We start from the raw sequence: 15,087 nt of genomic DNA, 5'->3' as shown, positions 1-15,087 counted from the left end.
CTCCGGGCTCCGTCGGCCCGCTTCCGGCGGTACGCCGCCGCGGCCCGGCAGGTCAGGGGCTCCCGTCGTGCTCCTCCCGCACCACGACGACCGGGCAGGCCGCGTACTGGGCGCAGCGCTGGCTGACCGAGCCCAGCATCGCGCGGCCGAAGCCGCCGTGTCCGCGCCGGCCGACGACGAGGACGTCCGCCCCCTGCGAGGCACGGATCAGCACCTCCGAGGGGTCGCCCTCGACGACGCGTTCCCGCAGCCGCTCGGGGCGCTCGTCGCCGAAGGCGGTGCGCAGTTCCCGGGCGAAGCGCTCACGGGCGTGGTCCATGTCGAAGTCGGGGTCGATGACCAGTCCGCTCCAGCTGAACTCCGTGGGGGTGCTCCAGGCGTGGACCGCCTCCACGGCACCGTCCACCAGCCGCGCGTACCGGACCGCCCAGTGCAGTGCCGCACGGGACGACGGGGAGCCGTCCACCCCGACGACCACCGTGGGACGTGACTCAGCCGATGCCATGAGCGCCCTCCGCTCGAACGTCGCGCTCCCCGTCCCCACGCTGCCAGTCCTCCTGCCCGGCGGCCAGCCGGGGAGCGCCGCCGGGCACGGCGGACGGGGCGGCGGGCGCGGCCGGACGGGCGGTGAACCACGCGCGGCTGCGCTCCGCGAGGTGCTCCAGCGCGCCCGGTTCGGCGAACAGGTGCCCGGCGTCCGGGACGACGTCGACACGCGGGGCGCAGCCCATCCAGTCCGCCGCCAGCCGGGTCGGGCCGACCAGCCGGGTGTCCAGCGCCCCGACGACGAACAGCGTGGGGGCGCGCACCCGGGCCAGTGCCGCCGGTCGGGCCAGTTCGGGGCGCCCGCCGGCACTGACCACGCCGCGGACGCCGTCGTCGGCCGCCGCCGCCTCCAGGGCGGCCCCGGCGCCGGTGTCCGTCGCCCAGTAGCCCACGGGCAGGCCGGTCTCCCGGCGCAGCCAGTCCGTCGCGGCGCGCAGCCGCCGGGCCAGCAGCGTGACGTCGAAGACGCAGTGCGGACTGCGGCCCTCGTCCTCGGTCAGCAGGTCGAGCAGCAGGGTGCCCAGACCCGCGTGGCGCAGCGCCGCGGCCACCCGCCGGTACCGGGGATCACGTGCGGCCCCGGTGCCCGCGTGCGCGAGGACTACCACGGCGGGGGCCCGCGGGGGCAGCGCGAGGAACCCGGTCATACGTGTCTGCCGCGCGGGCACCTCCACGGCCCTGCCCGGCCCCGATTCGCTGCCCGGCCGCGATTCGCTGCCCGGCCGGGATCCGCTGCCCGGTTGCGGCCCGTTCCCCGGCTCCGGTGCCTTCGCCGGTCGCCGGGCGGGGTGCTGTCCCGCGTCCGGGTGGTCGGCGTGGCGCATGGGCCACCTCCTGGCGCTCGTTCCGGCGGACACCCGCCCGCGGTGGGCCGGGCCCGGTGTGCGGACCACGTCTTCCGTCTTCAGCATGTCCCCGGTCCCCGGCTCCGGCCCGTCAGCCCGTCTTCTGGTCCCACTTCGGGCCGACGACCTCCCACTCCCTTCCCCACCGTTCGTACAGGCGCCGGTCGAGACACCACCGCGCGAGGGCGGCCGTGCCGTAGGCGAGACCGGCGAAGGAGAGGGCCGCCGCCCCGCCGAACAGGGCGGCCTGGGTGTGTGCCTCGGCCGGTCCGGGCGGCTCGGTGGTCAGGGCACCCCGGCCGTTCTGCCAGACGGTGATCGCCGTTCCGGCGGGCAGCCCGCTCGGCACCAGGGTGTGCGCGGTGCGCGTCGTGCCGTCCGGGGCGGTCCAGCGCACCCGGGCCGGTGTCTCGGAGCCGTCGGTGGACGGCGACAGGCCGCGGGGAGCGTCGGTGAGCAGGACCGCCGCGGCGGCGTGCCGGTCGGCACGCTGGCCCGCGAACTCCTGCCCGGCCGCCCGCGCCGTGACCGTCCAGACGAGCGCGCCGCCCACCAGGATCAGCACCCATGTCAGCAGCGCGATCCAGGCCCCGGCGACATCCTCACGGCGCCGCAGCGGGTTGCCGTGCCACCGCCACAGCAGCCGCCTCGCACGCCGGGTGTGCCTCGGATGTGTCATGCCGTTCATCGGGCGCCATCTCCCTGCCCGGCCTCTCGCTCCTGCCCGGCCCCTCGCTTCCGAAGGTGCCAGGCGGCCCGCCCCGACCGCTTGGGCCGGACAGCCCTCATTCCCCGGGGACCTCCTGCCGGGGCGCGGACGAGCCGGTCGGCGTGCGGCCGGGGCCGTCCGGCCCGCGCGCGGACGTCCGCGCGCCGCGCAGACTCGGGTACGTGCCCGTGACCAGGACGGCCACGGCGGTCGCGAGGAGCACGTCATGCGAGGCGTCCAGTACACCGTCAGCGACGTCATGACCAGCAGCGTCGTCGCCCTGGCCGGGGGTGCGGCCTTCAAGGAGATCGTGCGTGCGATGCGGAGCCGGGGCGTCGGCGCGCTGCCCGTGCTGGACGGCGGCGGACGGGTGACCGGCATCGTCGGCGAGGCCGATCTGCTGCGCGCGGAGGAGGCCCGCGATGGTGGCCCGGAGGAGCCGTCCGGCGCGGCGGCGGCGCGTGCGGTGACCGCCCGCGACCTGGCGACCGTCCCCGCGGTCACCGTCCACGCCGACGCCACCGTGGCCGGGGCCGCCCGGCTCATGGCACGGCACGGCGTCAAGCAGCTCCCCGTCGTCGACGACGCGGGCCGGCTCATCGGCATCGTCAGCCGCTCCGACCTGCTCAAGGTGTTCCTGCGCAGCGACGAGGACATCGCGCAGGAGGTCCGGCGGCTGGTCGCCGGACGGTTCCCCGTGCCGCTCGACACGGTGTGCGTGGAGGTGCGTGAAGGGGTGGTCTCCCTCACCGGTCACGCGCCGGACGCCTCCTCGCTGCCGCTCGTGCTGCGCCTGGTCGGCTCGGTGGAGGGCGTGGTGGACGTACGGTCCGCGATCACGGCGTCGGGGCGGGAGGGTGCTGGTCCTGTGCCGTCCGGCGCGAACCTGCCGGGGTCCGGCACCGCTTCTGCGTAGTCCGGCACCGGCCCGGCGCGCACCCCGCCGCCCGACCGCACCACGCGCACGGCGCCCGCCGCGCACGCCCCCACTCCTGAGCACCTGGCGCACGCTCCCGCCCGAAAACACCTCCCGGGCCACTCCACGGCCCCGGCGCGGGCGAACGTTCTCGGCCGAATACGCCCCGCGCGCCCTCCGCCCCGGCGGCGGGCGTCCCGCTCCCGGCGGACCCCCGCGCGCCACCACGCCCCGGCGCGCGGAACCCCGGCCACCCCGCGCGGAGAAGCGGCATTCCTTGCTCCACCCGCGGAATGCCCGCCTCCCTTCCGCCGTGCGGACGACCGGTCCCCGCCTCCTTCCCGGCGGCGCCCCGGCGGACGGATCCGGCCAGCCCCGCCGCACCCTTGTCGCGTTCGTCCGGGCCGGATTAGGCTCCCGCTCACTTCGCTCTCTCCACACTTTCTCCATTGTTTCGCCACGTCGGTGAGGTGGTCAGTGGAACGGCCGGTGTCGACCGCACGACCGTCCCGCGAGCGGACGGACCCACGGGACTACCGACTTCTGTGGTGGGCCAACGCCGCCGACGGAGTCGGCAGCCAGGCATCCGGTGCCGTCCTCCCGCTGCTCCTGCTGGGACTGGGCAACCCGCCCCAGACCGTCGGTCTCGTCGCCGGGGTCTCCACCGCCCTCGGGCTCCTGCTCGGCCCGGTCGTGGCCGTCCCCGCCGACCGGGGCGCGCGCAAACGCGTCATGCTCGGCTCGGCGCTCGTCGCCGCCCTCGCCATGGGAGCGGCGACCCTCGCCCTGACCGGCGGCCAGCCGTCCCTGTGGCTGATCCTCGCCGCCGTCCTGGTCGAACGGATCGCCACCGCCTGCTTCGAGGCGGCGTCCCGCGGGACGGTCGCGCTGATCTGCCCCGGCCCCGAGCAGCCCCGGGCCCTCGCCCGGCTCGCCGCCGCCGACCAGGGCGCACTGATCACCGGCCCGGCCCTCGGCGGGCTGCTGTACCAGGCCGCCCGCGCGCTGCCCTTCCTCGCCGACGCGCTCTCCTACCTCGTCAGCGCCCTGTGCGTGGGCGCCATGCGCGCGGATCTCACCGCACCGGCGCCGCGCGAGCCCGGCGGGGGACTGCTGCGCGAGAGCGCGGCCGGGCTGCGCCTGGTGCGCTCCTCGCCGCTGCTGCGGCTGGTCCTGGTGTGGTGCACCACGGTCAACCTCGTCGTGGTGGCGCTGTACTACGGAGCCGTCTTCACCCTCCAGCGGGCCGGACACGGCGGCGCGGTCCTCGGCGCCGTGCTCGCCGTCTCGGGCGCCGCGGGCCTGGCCGGGGCGCTCGCCGCGCCCAGGGTCGTCGGCCGCCTGGGCGCCGTACGGGCCGTGACCGGCGTGACCTGGCTGCTCGTCCCCCTCGCCGCCGCGCTCGCCCTGACCACCGACGCGTGGGCGTACGGAGCGCTGTTCAGCCTCGTGTGCCTGCTGATGCCACTGGCCTCGGTGGTCCTCCAGGCCCGCGCCCTCCAGGCGACCGCGCTCGCGCTCCAGGCCCGTACCGGAGCGGTCCTGGCCACCGCCGCCACGGGCGCCGCCGCCCTGGCCCCCGTCCTGTCCGGCGCCCTCGCCGGGCGCCTGTCCACCGCCGCGCCCGCCGTGGCCTGCGGCGTCCTGCTGACGCTCCTGGCCGTCCACACCTGCCGGCGCCCCGTGCGCGCGGCCCTCACGGCGCAGGCCGCCGGATGACGGGCGGCGGCGGATACCAGGTGTACCGGGCCGCCCTGCCCGAGGTGTGCGCGGCCGACCCGGCGAAGATGGTGTTCACCGCGGACGCCGAGGGCCGCTGCGAGGTGTTCACCTGGGACGCCGTCAGCCGCGGCGCCCGCCAGGTCACCCACCGGCCGCGAGGCACCCTGCACTGCGCCGTCGACCGCGACGCACACGTGTGGTGGTTCGACGAGGACGAGCACGGGGCGGGGCAGTGGCGCTTCCAGCCCTTCACCGGCGGCCTGGACCGGCCCGGACTGACGAACGTGCCGTCCGGGCTGCCGCGCGGGCTCGCGGTGAGCGACCACGCCACCGTCGCCGTCGCCGTCGGCGAGGGCCGTACCACCACCGTCCGCACAGGCCCGCGCGGCGGCGCCGCCCGCACCCTCGCACGCTTCGACGGACACACCACGCTCACCGGCATCACCCCCGCGGGCGGACTCCTCGCCGTCGCGGACGCCGCGGCCGTCACCGTCCTCACCACCGGCACGGGAGCCGTGCGCGCCGTCCTGCCCGGCGGCACGGGCGGCCGGCTGTGGTCCCTGGGCTTCGCCCCCGGCGCGGACAGCGAGGAGCTCCTGCTCGTCCGCGAACACGACGACCGGTACGTCCTGGCGACCTGGCGGCCCGGCAACGGCCTCGTCACCCACACCTGGTGCGCCTTCGACACCGAGATCACCGCCCGCTGGGACGCGGACGGCCGCTCCGTCCTGATACGCCAGGACCGCCACGGCCGCTCCGCCCTGCACCGCGCCGACCTCACCCGCCGCACCCTCACCCCCGTCCCCACCCCGCCGGGCACCGTCCTGGACGCGGCCACCCGCCCCGGCGGCGACCTGCACTGCCTGTGGACCGACGCCGCCCACCCGCCCCGGCTGACCTCCACCCGGCACACCCCGCTGCCCCCGCTGCCCACCGTCGCCGACCGGATCCCCGGCACCCACCGGGACGTGTGGACCACCGGCCCCGACGGACCCGTGCACACCCTGCTCAGCCTGCCCGACACGGCACGCGGCCCGGTCCCCGCGGTGTTCCTGGTGCACGGCGGCCCCGCCGACCACGACCGCGACGCCTACGACGGCGTCGTCCACTCCCTGCTCGCCTCCGGCTTCGCCGTCGCCCGCGTCAACTACCGCGGCTCCACCGGATACGGACCCCGCTGGCGGCACGCCTTCGGCGGCGGCGTCGGCCTCACCCAGGCCGAGGACCTGGCATCCGTACGGGCCGACCTCGTCGCGCGCAAACTCGTCCGCGCGGACGCCACCGGACTGTGGGGCACCTCCTGGGGCGGCTACCTCGTCCTGCTCGCCCTCGGCACCCGCCCCGGCCTGTGGCAGGCCGGCGTCGCGGTCAAACCGGTCGCCGACTGCGCGGCCGCCCACCGCACCACCACCCCCGCGCTGCGCGCCCTGGACGAACGCCTCTTCGGCGGCACCCCCGACGAGGTGCCCGAACGCTACGCGCGCAGCTCCCCGATCCGCTACGCGGCCGCCGTCCGCGCCCCGCTGCTGGTCGTCGCGGCCACCCACGACGCCAAGTGCCCGCCCGGCCAGGTCCGCGGCTACCTCGACGCGCTGCGCGCCGCCGCGGTCCCGCACGAGTCGCTGTGGCTCGACTCCGGCCACGACGGCTACGACGGCGAAGACCACGTCACCGTGCTGCGCCGCGCGGTGGTCTTCCTCGACCGCCATCTGCGCGGCCCCGGCCGCACCCCGGGCGGCCCGCCGCCCCGGCGCCCCCCGACGCCCCGCTCCGCCCGGAGCGGGGAACACCGCACCACCGGACACACCACCGAGAGGAGAGAACCCCATGCAGAAGGACATCATCCACAACGACCCGCTCGCGGGTGACGAGGAGAACCGCAAGCCGGGCATCGGCATCACCGTCACCATTCCGTTCCGCAACGCCGAGGACGCGGAAGAGGACTGACCCCGCCCGGCCGGCCCGGCGGCGCGCCGCCGGGCCGGCCGGCACCTCACCCCCGAGGAGCCGACATGCGTGTCCTGCTGGTCAACATGCCCTGGTCGCCCATCGACCTGCCGTCCCTCGCGCTGGGAATACTCAAACGCAGCGTGGACGAGCGCGTGCCCGGCGCCCGAGCCGAAGTCCTGCACGCCAACCTCGAATTCGTCGACTGGATCACCGCCCGGACCGAGTTCACCGGCGACGACTACGAGTACTACTCCCTCTCGTCCTACTTCATGGGCTGCGGCGACTGGGTGTTCTCCTCCGCCCTCTACGACGACCCGGGCTGGCGCGAGAAGGAATTCACCGAGGTCATGCGCGGCAAGCTCAAGAAGCAGCGGATGGAGATGACCCGCGAACTGCACCGTGTGGTACCCGAGTTCGTCGACGAGATCGCCCGCCGGATCGTCGCCCACGCCCCCGACGTCGTCGGCTTCACCTCCACCTTCCAGCAGAACACCGCCGCGCTCGCCGCCGCCCGCCGCGTCAAGCAGCTCGCCCCGCACCTGGTCACCGTCATGGGCGGAGCCAACTGCGACGGCGCGCAGGGCGCCGCCGTGCACCGCAACTTCCCCTTCGTCGACCACGTCGTGCGCGGCGAGGGCGAGGCCGCCTTCCCGCAGCTGCTCACCGCGCTCGCCGACGCCACGGACCTCGCCGACGTGCCCGGCCTGTGCCACCGCGGCCCCGGCGGTGAGAGCGTCGCCAACCCCATGGCCACCCGCCCGCTGCCGCCCGCCGCGATCCTGCCGCCCGACTACAGCGGCTACTTCGAACGGCTCGCGGCCTCCGCCGCCCGCAACTGGGTCGAACCCAAACTGGTCGTCGAGGGCGCCCGCGGCTGCTGGTGGGGCGAGAAGCACCACTGCACCTTCTGCGGCCTCAACGGCTCGTTCATGGAGTTCCGTTCGAAGAGCCCCGACACCTTCTACGAGGAGATCATCGACCTGGCCCGCCGCCACCGGGTCCTGGACATGTATGTCGTCGACAACATCCTCGACATGGGCTACCTGACGACCGTACTGCCCCGGATCATCGACAGCGAGTACGACCTGCGGCTGCACATCGAGATCAAGGCCAACATGCGCCGTGCCCAACTGCGCACCCTCGCCGACGCGGGCATGATCTACGTCCAGCCCGGCATCGAGTCGCTCAACCACCGGGTGCTCGACCTGATGGACAAGGGCGTGAGCGGCTGCCAGAACGTCCGGATGCTCCGCGACGGAGCCGAGACCGGCCTGTCCGTCGCCTGGAACTACCTGCACGGCTTCCCCGGCGAGAGCGCCGCCGACTACGAACCGGTGATCGCCCAGCTCCCCGCGCTGGAGCACCTCGACCCGCCGGTCGACCTGTCGGCCCGGATCGCCATCGAGCGCTTCAGCCCGTACTTCGAACGCCCCGAACTCGGCTTCACGGGACTGCGGCCCGAGGAGCACTACCGCTTCACGTACGACCTGCCGGAGGACGAACTCTACGACCTCGCCTACGTCTTCGAGGCACCCGCCCGCGGCATCGGCGAACCGACCGTCACCGCGCTCAACGACGCCCTGGCCGCCTGGAAGAAGCACCACGCCGACGCCCGGCTCACCCATGACGACCTGGGCGACCGCATCGTCCTCGTCTCCCGGCGCCGCGCCTTCGACTGGCGGACGAGGGAACTCACCGACCCCTTCGAGCGGGCCGCGTTCCGGCTGCTCGACCAGCCGCACACCCCCGCCGCCCTCGCCCGCAAGGCCGCCCGCCAGGTCCCCGGGGACGCCCGCGACGAGGCCGCCGTACAGGAACTCCTGGACTCCTGGACGGCCCTCGGCATCGTCTTCACCGACGGCGGACAGTACGTCCACATCGCCCCGGCCGCCGTGAACGAGGACCTGCTGCGGCTGGACTTCATGCGCCACGCCCACGCGCCGCTGCCCGCGCTGGCCGAACCCGTCCACGCCTGACCGCGCCCCGCGCCCTGAACCCGAGCCCCGAACCCCGAGGAGGAGCACCCCGTATGAGCACCACCCTCAGTCCGCCCGCCGTCCTCGCCTGGCGCGACCACGACCCCGCCGCCTGCGAACTGCCCGGCATGTCCCTCGGTGAACTCGCCCTGCCGGGACCGCTGGAGGACGAGAGCGAACGGCTGTGGCAGCTCGGCGCCCGGCGCGTCCGGCTGCCGGAGACCGTCGACCTCGCGGGCACCGTCGACCCCGGACGGGCCGCCGAGACGGTGGCCGCGCTGAGCCTGGTCCGGGACCTGACCGCGCGCGCCGTCCTGGTGGAATGGGAACTGCGCCTCGATCCCGGTCCCGAGGCGGCCGACGACTGGCAGGCCCTCAGCCATCTCCAGCCCCCGCAGCGCATCGAGGGCCCCGAAGCGGCCGACGAGGCGCTGCGCGCCTGGCGCCGCGGCCACTACCTGTGCAAGTGCCTGTGGCGCAAGGGCCCCGGCTTCGTGCAGATCCGCGACCGCCGCTGGGGCGACCTGCGCCGCTTCACCGCCGATGAGCCCCACTACGAGCAGGCCATCGAACGCCTGGCGTACGGCGCCCCCGCGCACACCCTGCCCTCCGGCGTCCTCGACGACTTCCGGGGCGAGAGACTCGTCCTCGACGTCGGCCCGCTCGCCTGGTGGCTGCCCTACCGGGTCAGCCGCTGGCTCCAGGAGTCGATGACCATCTGAGGACGCCGGTCGCGGAACCGGTCTCAGATCCGCTCCCGGGGCCGGTCGAGGCGCCAGACCACGTCGATGCCGCTGCCGGGCGGAGCGACGGGCCCGGCAGCCCGCTCACGCCGGACCTCGGTGAACCCCAGCCGGCGCGGGACGGCGGCACTGGGGACGTTGGCCAGATCGTGGAGTATCTCCAGGTACTCCACGTCCGGCAGCGTGAACATCTCGGCGGCCAGGGCAGCCGTCGCCCGGGTGGCGATGCCCCGGCCGGTGGCGGCCGGATGCAGCCAGTACCCCAGCCGCCATCCCCCTGGCTCGGCCCGGTGGCTCTGGCACATGCCGACAGGCGTGCCGTCCTCGACGACGGCGTAGTTGTATATCTCCCCGCTCTCCCACCTGGCCTCGGACCTCTCCAGGAAGTCCCGGGTGCGTCCCTCGCTGTGCCCGGCGACCCACGGCACCCACGGGAGCAGATGGTCCGCGGACTCCTCGATCAGCCGGAACGCCTGGGCGGCGTCGCTCCCGGCCCGCCAGCGCCGCAGGAGGAGGCCCTCGCACTCGATGATCTGACTCGGTCGGTCCATGACCGCCATGATCGTCGCCGCGTCCCGCCCGGGGAAGTACCGCACCGGACGGGCCTGGGACGTACGGACCGGACGGGAAGGAAGCGGCCGGTCAGGCACCGGACCGGTCAGGTACCCGGCCGGTCCGCTCGCGCGGACGCGGGCAACGCGTCCCGGCGCCGGTCCCGCCGCTCGGGCAGCAGCCGGAAACCCGCCGCCCGGTAGGTGGCGACGGCGGCGGTGCGGGCGCTCGGCGTGCAGACGAGGGCACCGGAGGAGCCCAGCCGCCTGAGCGCGGCCGCCGCGGCACGGGTGACCGCCGCGCCGTGGCCGCGGCGGCGGTGATCCCGGTGCACGCCCATCGGTTCCAGCAGCCCCGGCCGTCCCGGTCCCGCCGACCACACCGCCACCGCCGCCACCGCGGTGTCCCGCTCGTCGTAGGCGAGCAGACACCGCGCGTCGGTGAACGGGCTCCCGCCCGCCATCGCGTGCCAGTGCGACGCCGTGAACGCCGACCCCTCGAACGCCGACCGGTGCACGGCCGCCCACGCCCGCGCCCGCTCCGGACCGGCCACCTCGATCCGCAGCCCCGGGTCCTCCACCGGCTCCGCGAGGTCCCGGCGCAGCGGCGTCCACGAGTCGTCGGCGTGCCAGCCCCGCTCGGCCAGCAGATCCTGGACCAACGAGCCCGTGGGCGCCTCGACGTACACCGTCCCCGCTCCCAGCACGCCCCGCTCGGGCCGCGCCGCGTCCTCGACCACGCTCCGCGCCAGCTCCTCGTCGTGCGCTGCCTCCGGCGCGGTCGTGAGGCGCAGCAGGCCGGGGCCGTCCAGCAGCCCGACGGCGAGCATCCGCCCCTGCCTGCGCCACGTCCGGACCGCCGCGGCGCACGCCCGCGCGCCGCGGCGCCGGTACCAGCCGAGGTCGCCCGGGTGCAACTGGAGCGGCGCCTCGTCGCGCTGCCAGCGCCGCAGCGCGTCCACGACCTCGTCCAGCCCGCCGATGCCCGGTGTACCCAACTCCGTCGCCATACCCCGGATCACACACCATCGCGTCACCGGCGCGCATCCGGATTCCGTCCACGGAGGACCCCGGAGCGTCGTCCTCCCCGAGACGCACCTCTGACGGGCCGCCGGACCCTCGGCCTCGCCGACCCGGCGGACGAACCCTGGGTGCCGGGCTGTCTCAAGTCCGCGGCGCATCCGACCCGTTGCGCCGCGGTGGGGGTGGCACGGTTGTCGCCGTTGTCGCCGACGTTGCCGCAACACCGGTCGGCGGACCGGTCATGACCTGCGTGCCGGACGTGTTGCGGGTGGCGGCAGCGGTCCGGCAACGGGCCCCGATGTGTTGCCGGTTCACCGGTCGCCCTGCGCAACGGAACCGCCTGGCGTCATTGTGTGACGCGTCGCAGGGCGGGCCCACCGGGGTGCGCCGTCCCGGCCGGGGTCCGGCCGGGTGAGGAAGGGCGGGTTCGATGGATCGTTCACGTGTGCCGGTGTGGGCGGCGCCGACGCTGTTACCGCAGGCGCCGACGAGGACGAGGGGCGGGAGCGCCCGTGGGTGAGCTGCGTCCTCTCGCGCCCGGCCTGACACCGCAGTCGCGCGCGCTGGCCCTGGCACTGCGTGAGCTGTTCGAAGGGCTGGACGTCTCGGTCCGCCGCTACGCGGCCCGCCGCATCCGCGACGCCGGGACCTTCTCCCGCTATCTGAGCGGCACCCGCGTCCCGCCCTGGGAAGTCGTGACGGATCTGCTCACGGACGTCGCCGAACACCGGGGCACCGCCGCCACCCCGGAGGCCATCGAACTGGTGCGCAGGCTGTATCAGGCGGCCGTGGAGACCACCACCTCACCCCGGCACGCGGTCGAGGTCCTCGAACAGCAGCTCGCCGAGGCCGACCGGGCCTCCCGCCGCTCCACCGCGCGCGGCGACGCCCTGGGCGACGCCCTGCTGGACCGCAAGCACCGCATCGCCGATCTGGAGGTACGGCTGAACCAGCTGGAGGCCGAGTGGAGCGCGGAACGCGAACGGGCCGAACGCCTGGCCGCCGCCGACCCCGACGTCACCGGCCTGCTGCGCGAGCGCGATCATCTGCGGGAGGAGGCCGCCCGGCTCGCCGCCCAGCTCCGTGCGGCCCAGCGGCAGCGCGACGAGGCCGAACAGCGCTGCACCCTGCTGGAACGGCAACTGGAGGCGGTCGAACAGACGCAGTGGACCGCGCCGTCCGTCGCACCGGCGGTCCCCCAGGCCCTGCCGAGGGTGCTCATCGTCGACGACCAGCCGGACAACCTGCTGGCCATGACCGCCGTGCTGGCCACCCTCGACCAGGAACTGGTCGCCGTCCCGTCCGGCCGTGAAGCCCTCAAGGCCCTCCTCGACCACGACGACTTCGCCGTGATCATCATGGACGTCCAGATGCCCGACATGGACGGCTACGAGACCGCCGCCCACATCAAACGGCGGCCCCGCACCCACGACGTGCCCATCATCTTCCTCACCGCCATGGGCACCGACCCCGAACACTCCGCCCGGGGCTACGCGGCCGGTGCGGTCGACTACATCGGCAAACCCTTCGACCCGTGGGTGCTGCGCGCCAAGGTCGCCGTGTTCACCGGCATCTACCTCGAACAGCGGCGCCTCGCCGGGGAGCGGCGACTGCCCGGTGCGCCGGAGCGTCCACCCGTTCAGGACGGCGGGCAGCCGAACCAGTTCACCGTGCCGTCCTCCGACGTGTAGCCGAGGCACCTGAAGGTCCGGTCGTGCAGGGTCCTGGTCCGGTCGACCGCGCCGTCCAGGGTGTCTCCCTTGCGGTGGGTCTGTACGAGGGTGTCGATCTCGACGGTGTACCAGCGGCCCCTGCCGGACGGGATGTCGCAGTGGTGGGCGGTCAGGCCGCGGCTCGGCCCGTCGCTCCACAGGTTCTGTTCGGCGCGGTCGCAGTGGGCGCGCTCGGCGGCACCGGCGGTGCCGGCCCCGGCGACGAGCAGGGTCGCCGCTCCTGTGACCGCCGCCGCGGTGACGCCGATCAGGCGCCTGAGGGTAGGACTCATCGGTTGTTCCTCCTGCCGGATGCGGTGACGGCACGGAGTTCGCCCGGTCACCTTGCTGCCATGGTCACGCCGGTCGGCGCGGCCCGGCGCGCCGGTCGGCCGCGGCTTCCCCCGACCCGGTGACCCCGGTGCTGCCAATGCAGCAGCGGCGCGGACGGAGCCGGTGGCGGCGCGGAGGCCGTCGCCACCGTGGGCACCGGCGTCAACCCGGCCACCGGAGCAGACCCACACCGGCGAATCCGGTTCACGTCATCCTGCCGCGCCTTCGGACCGCACCGGCCCCCGTCCCGAGGCGCGACCGCCACGGCAAACGCCGCTTTCCGGACAAATCAAAGATCACGTGGAAAATCCAGGAAAAAGGCGAATCGTTCCGGCATGGGAGCGTCTCCGTGCAGCCGCTCCCGCCCGGAGGACAGCGCCGACGGGAAGGCGACGTACGAAGCACACCCTGTGAGTCTGAAGGAGCACCTGTGATCTCGAAGGGCAAGAGGACCCTGCGGTCCCTGGCCGTGGCGCTCGCCGCGGCGGCCTCGTTCACCATCGGCGTGCCCGGCGGCAACGCCTTCGCCATCGACCACGTCCAGTGCGTGGGCGGCGAGAACTTCCTGAAGATCTGGTCGCACCTCGACGGCCGGCAGAGCGTCGACTGCTACGCGAACGCCGGGAAGACCGGCTTCGGCGGCTGGTGGGTCGACCGGATCTCCACGGGCAACAACGACCTGATCTACTACGACGCCAACGGCGACTCGGTGAAGATCGAACGCTGGCACGACATCACCTTCCCGAACTATCCGCCGAAGGTCGTCGCCATCCAGATCCTGTGACGTCCCGGCACCCGGCCGCCGCGAGGCGGGCCGGCCGCGCCGGTGCGGGCGCGGCCGGCCCGGCGTCCACGGGCCCGGGTCCGCCGTGCCGCGCCCGCGCCATGTCCTGTCGCAGCCCGGGGCATGTCCTGTCGGAGGGGAGCGCGCGGCACATAGGCTCCGCGGCATGAAGATCTTGATCTCTGTGGACATGGAGGGCATCTCGGGGATCGTGCATCCCACCGAGACGAACCCGGACCGCTACGACTACGAACGCGGCCGCGCGGCGATGACGGCCGAGGCGAACAGCGTGACAGCCGGTGTGCTGGACGCCGAGCCCGACGCCGTGGTGTGGGTCGCCGACGCGCACGGGCCGTTCCGCAACCTGCTGCCGGAGCAGCTCGACCGGCGCGCCCGCCTCGTCCGCGGCAAACCGCGCCCGCTGGGCATGCTCGGCGGGCTCGACGAGGACACCGACGCGCTGCTGCTGATCGGCTACCACGCCCGTGCCGGACGCGGCCCGGCCGTGCTGGCCCACACCATGAACGACGGCATCCTCGACGTACGCGTGGCCGGGCGCTCCATGGGCGAGATCGGCCTCAACGCCGCCATGGCCGGGCACCTCGGCGTACCGGTGGCGCTGCTCAGCGGCGACGACAGCGCCTGCGCCGAACTGCTGGCGCTGGTCCCCTCCGCGCACACGGTCGCGGTCAAGCAGTCCCTCGGCCAGAGCGCCGCCGTCGCCCTGCACCCCGAGGAGGCGCGCGAGCGGCTGCGCCGCGCGGCCGCCGAGGCCGTGGCCCGACGCGCCCAGGTCGCCCCGCTGGCCCTCGCCGGACCGCTCGACGTCGAGGTGGATCTCTTCTCGCCGGCCACGGTCGACCTGGCCGCGCTCGTGCCGGGTGTCTCACGTGGCGACGGCGCCCGCACCGTCGCCTTCACCGCCGACGACTTCGCCGCCGCCTACCGCCTGGTCCTGCTGCTCGCCCAGCTCGCCACCGTCAGGCCCGGCTGAGTCCGGCCCCGGTCGCGCACCCGTGCCGGACGGCTCACGGGCGGGGGCGCGTTGGCCGGATGAGGAGACTCGCGGCACCGGCCGGAGATCCCGCCGGGCGCCCGGACGGTCGTTTTTTGTCCGGTCGGCGGTGAGGCCGGAACACCCCTGCTCCTGGAATTCCTTGTTCCATGAGAAGAATGCTCTCCCGCATGTCACCGGCCTCACTTCCGTACCTTGGGAATCGCACGCTTTCCTGTCGAAAATTCGAGCGAGGCGAAAACAGGTCACTGGTTCTTCGTGC

General features: G+C 74.7%; 14 protein-coding genes. 8 read left to right on the top strand and 6 right to left on the bottom strand.

Annotated features, from left to right (window positions below; translation table 11 throughout):
- Positions 1-52 precede the first annotated feature (52 nt).
- From B086_RS0127830 to B086_RS0127820, 3 genes are all read right to left on the bottom strand, one after another.
- On the bottom strand, positions 53-505 hold the full coding sequence (locus tag B086_RS0127830; RefSeq protein ID WP_026252833.1) for a universal stress protein: 453 nt from the start codon (positions 503-505) through the stop codon (positions 53-55).
- Positions 492-1,193, bottom strand: a complete 702-nt coding sequence (locus B086_RS41015) for a hypothetical protein (RefSeq protein ID WP_018569712.1) — start codon at positions 1,191-1,193, stop codon at positions 492-494. Before B086_RS41015 ends, B086_RS0127830 begins: the two co-directional genes overlap by 14 nt.
- A gap of 289 nt (positions 1,194-1,482) precedes the next feature.
- Positions 1,483-2,079, bottom strand: a complete 597-nt coding sequence (locus B086_RS0127820) for a hypothetical protein (RefSeq protein WP_018569711.1) — start codon at positions 2,077-2,079, stop codon at positions 1,483-1,485.
- 247 nt (positions 2,080-2,326) lie between these two features.
- On the opposite strand from B086_RS0127820, the gene B086_RS0127810 reads away from it, so the two are divergent.
- From B086_RS0127810 to B086_RS0127785, 5 genes are all read left to right on the top strand, one after another.
- Positions 2,327-3,016, top strand: a complete 690-nt coding sequence (locus B086_RS0127810) for a CBS domain-containing protein (protein WP_018569709.1) — start codon at positions 2,327-2,329, stop codon at positions 3,014-3,016.
- Positions 3,017-3,505: 489 nt separating this feature from the next.
- On the top strand, positions 3,506-4,735 hold the full coding sequence (locus B086_RS0127805) for an MFS transporter (protein WP_234029390.1): 1,230 nt from the start codon (positions 3,506-3,508) through the stop codon (positions 4,733-4,735).
- Positions 4,732-6,606, top strand: coding sequence for an alpha/beta hydrolase family protein (locus tag B086_RS0127800; RefSeq protein ID WP_018569707.1), 1,875 nt, complete (start codon positions 4,732-4,734; stop codon positions 6,604-6,606). The genes B086_RS0127805 and B086_RS0127800 overlap by 4 nt, the downstream gene beginning before the upstream one ends.
- Positions 6,607-6,750: 144 nt before the next feature.
- Complete coding sequence (locus B086_RS0127790; protein WP_018569705.1) at positions 6,751-8,664, top strand: RiPP maturation radical SAM C-methyltransferase; 1,914 nt, start codon at positions 6,751-6,753, stop codon at positions 8,662-8,664.
- 53 nt (positions 8,665-8,717) lie between these two features.
- Entirely contained in the window at positions 8,718-9,386 is a 669-nt protein-coding gene (locus B086_RS0127785; protein ID WP_018569704.1) for a DUF5825 family protein, read from the top strand.
- Positions 9,387-9,409: 23 nt separating this feature from the next.
- Here the strand turns inward: B086_RS0127785 and B086_RS0127780 are convergent, their stop codons facing one another.
- Together B086_RS0127780 and B086_RS41010 are read right to left on the bottom strand one after the other, a co-directional pair.
- Positions 9,410-9,958: a GNAT family N-acetyltransferase gene (locus tag B086_RS0127780; RefSeq protein ID WP_026252832.1), complete on the bottom strand. Its 549-nt coding sequence runs from the start codon at positions 9,956-9,958 to the stop codon at positions 9,410-9,412.
- Between the two features lie 107 nt (positions 9,959-10,065).
- Complete coding sequence (locus B086_RS41010) at positions 10,066-10,968, bottom strand: GNAT family N-acetyltransferase (protein ID WP_018569702.1); 903 nt, start codon at positions 10,966-10,968, stop codon at positions 10,066-10,068.
- 525 nt (positions 10,969-11,493) lie between these two features.
- Here B086_RS41010 and B086_RS0127770 point away from each other — a divergent pair.
- Positions 11,494-12,672 carry a response regulator gene (locus tag B086_RS0127770; RefSeq protein ID WP_018569701.1) on the top strand — a complete coding sequence of 393 codons (1,179 nt, stop codon included), beginning with the start codon at positions 11,494-11,496 and terminating at the stop codon, positions 12,670-12,672.
- Here B086_RS0127770 and B086_RS0127765 read toward each other — a convergent pair.
- A complete protein-coding gene (locus B086_RS0127765; protein ID WP_018569700.1) occupies positions 12,621-12,986 on the bottom strand; it encodes a hypothetical protein in 366 nt (121 codons plus the stop codon). The genes B086_RS0127770 and B086_RS0127765 overlap by 52 nt on opposite strands.
- Before the next feature lie 470 nt (positions 12,987-13,456).
- On the opposite strand from B086_RS0127765, the gene B086_RS0127760 reads away from it, so the two are divergent.
- Positions 13,457-13,810 carry a beta/gamma crystallin domain-containing protein gene (locus tag B086_RS0127760; RefSeq protein ID WP_018569699.1) on the top strand — a complete coding sequence of 118 codons (354 nt, stop codon included), beginning with the start codon at positions 13,457-13,459 and terminating at the stop codon, positions 13,808-13,810.
- 166 nt (positions 13,811-13,976) lie between these two features.
- Positions 13,977-14,804 (top strand): M55 family metallopeptidase, encoded by an 828-nt coding sequence (locus tag B086_RS0127755; protein ID WP_018569698.1) that lies wholly within the window; start codon positions 13,977-13,979, stop codon positions 14,802-14,804.
- The last annotated feature ends 283 nt before the right edge of the window (positions 14,805-15,087 follow it).

Origin of the sequence: Streptomyces sp. PsTaAH-124, assembly GCF_000373685.1 — a bacterium.
GTDB lineage: Bacteria > Actinomycetota > Actinomycetes > Streptomycetales > Streptomycetaceae > Streptomyces > Streptomyces andamanensis.
The sequence above is the reverse complement of the archived record's forward strand: the minus strand, read 5'-3'. Positions and strand labels throughout refer to the sequence as shown.

Excerpts from the sequence above, each read along its gene's own strand:
- B086_RS0127830 (WP_026252833.1), bottom strand. The coding sequence starts at position 505 with ATGGCATCGGCTGAGTCACGTCCCACGGTGGTCGTCGGGGTGGACGGC.
- B086_RS41015 (WP_018569712.1), bottom strand. The coding sequence starts at position 1,193 with ATGACCGGGTTCCTCGCGCTGCCCCCGCGGGCCCCCGCCGTGGTAGTC.
- B086_RS0127820 (WP_018569711.1), bottom strand. The coding sequence starts at position 2,079 with ATGAACGGCATGACACATCCGAGGCACACCCGGCGTGCGAGGCGGCTG.
- B086_RS0127810 (WP_018569709.1), top strand. The coding sequence starts at position 2,327 with ATGCGAGGCGTCCAGTACACCGTCAGCGACGTCATGACCAGCAGCGTC.
- B086_RS0127800 (WP_018569707.1), top strand. The coding sequence starts at position 4,732 with ATGACGGGCGGCGGCGGATACCAGGTGTACCGGGCCGCCCTGCCCGAG.
- B086_RS0127790 (WP_018569705.1), top strand. The coding sequence starts at position 6,751 with ATGCGTGTCCTGCTGGTCAACATGCCCTGGTCGCCCATCGACCTGCCG.
- B086_RS0127785 (WP_018569704.1), top strand. The coding sequence starts at position 8,718 with ATGAGCACCACCCTCAGTCCGCCCGCCGTCCTCGCCTGGCGCGACCAC.
- B086_RS0127780 (WP_026252832.1), bottom strand. The coding sequence starts at position 9,958 with ATGGACCGACCGAGTCAGATCATCGAGTGCGAGGGCCTCCTCCTGCGG.
- B086_RS41010 (WP_018569702.1), bottom strand. The coding sequence starts at position 10,968 with ATGGCGACGGAGTTGGGTACACCGGGCATCGGCGGGCTGGACGAGGTC.
- B086_RS0127765 (WP_018569700.1), bottom strand. The coding sequence starts at position 12,986 with ATGAGTCCTACCCTCAGGCGCCTGATCGGCGTCACCGCGGCGGCGGTC.
- B086_RS0127755 (WP_018569698.1), top strand. The coding sequence starts at position 13,977 with ATGAAGATCTTGATCTCTGTGGACATGGAGGGCATCTCGGGGATCGTG.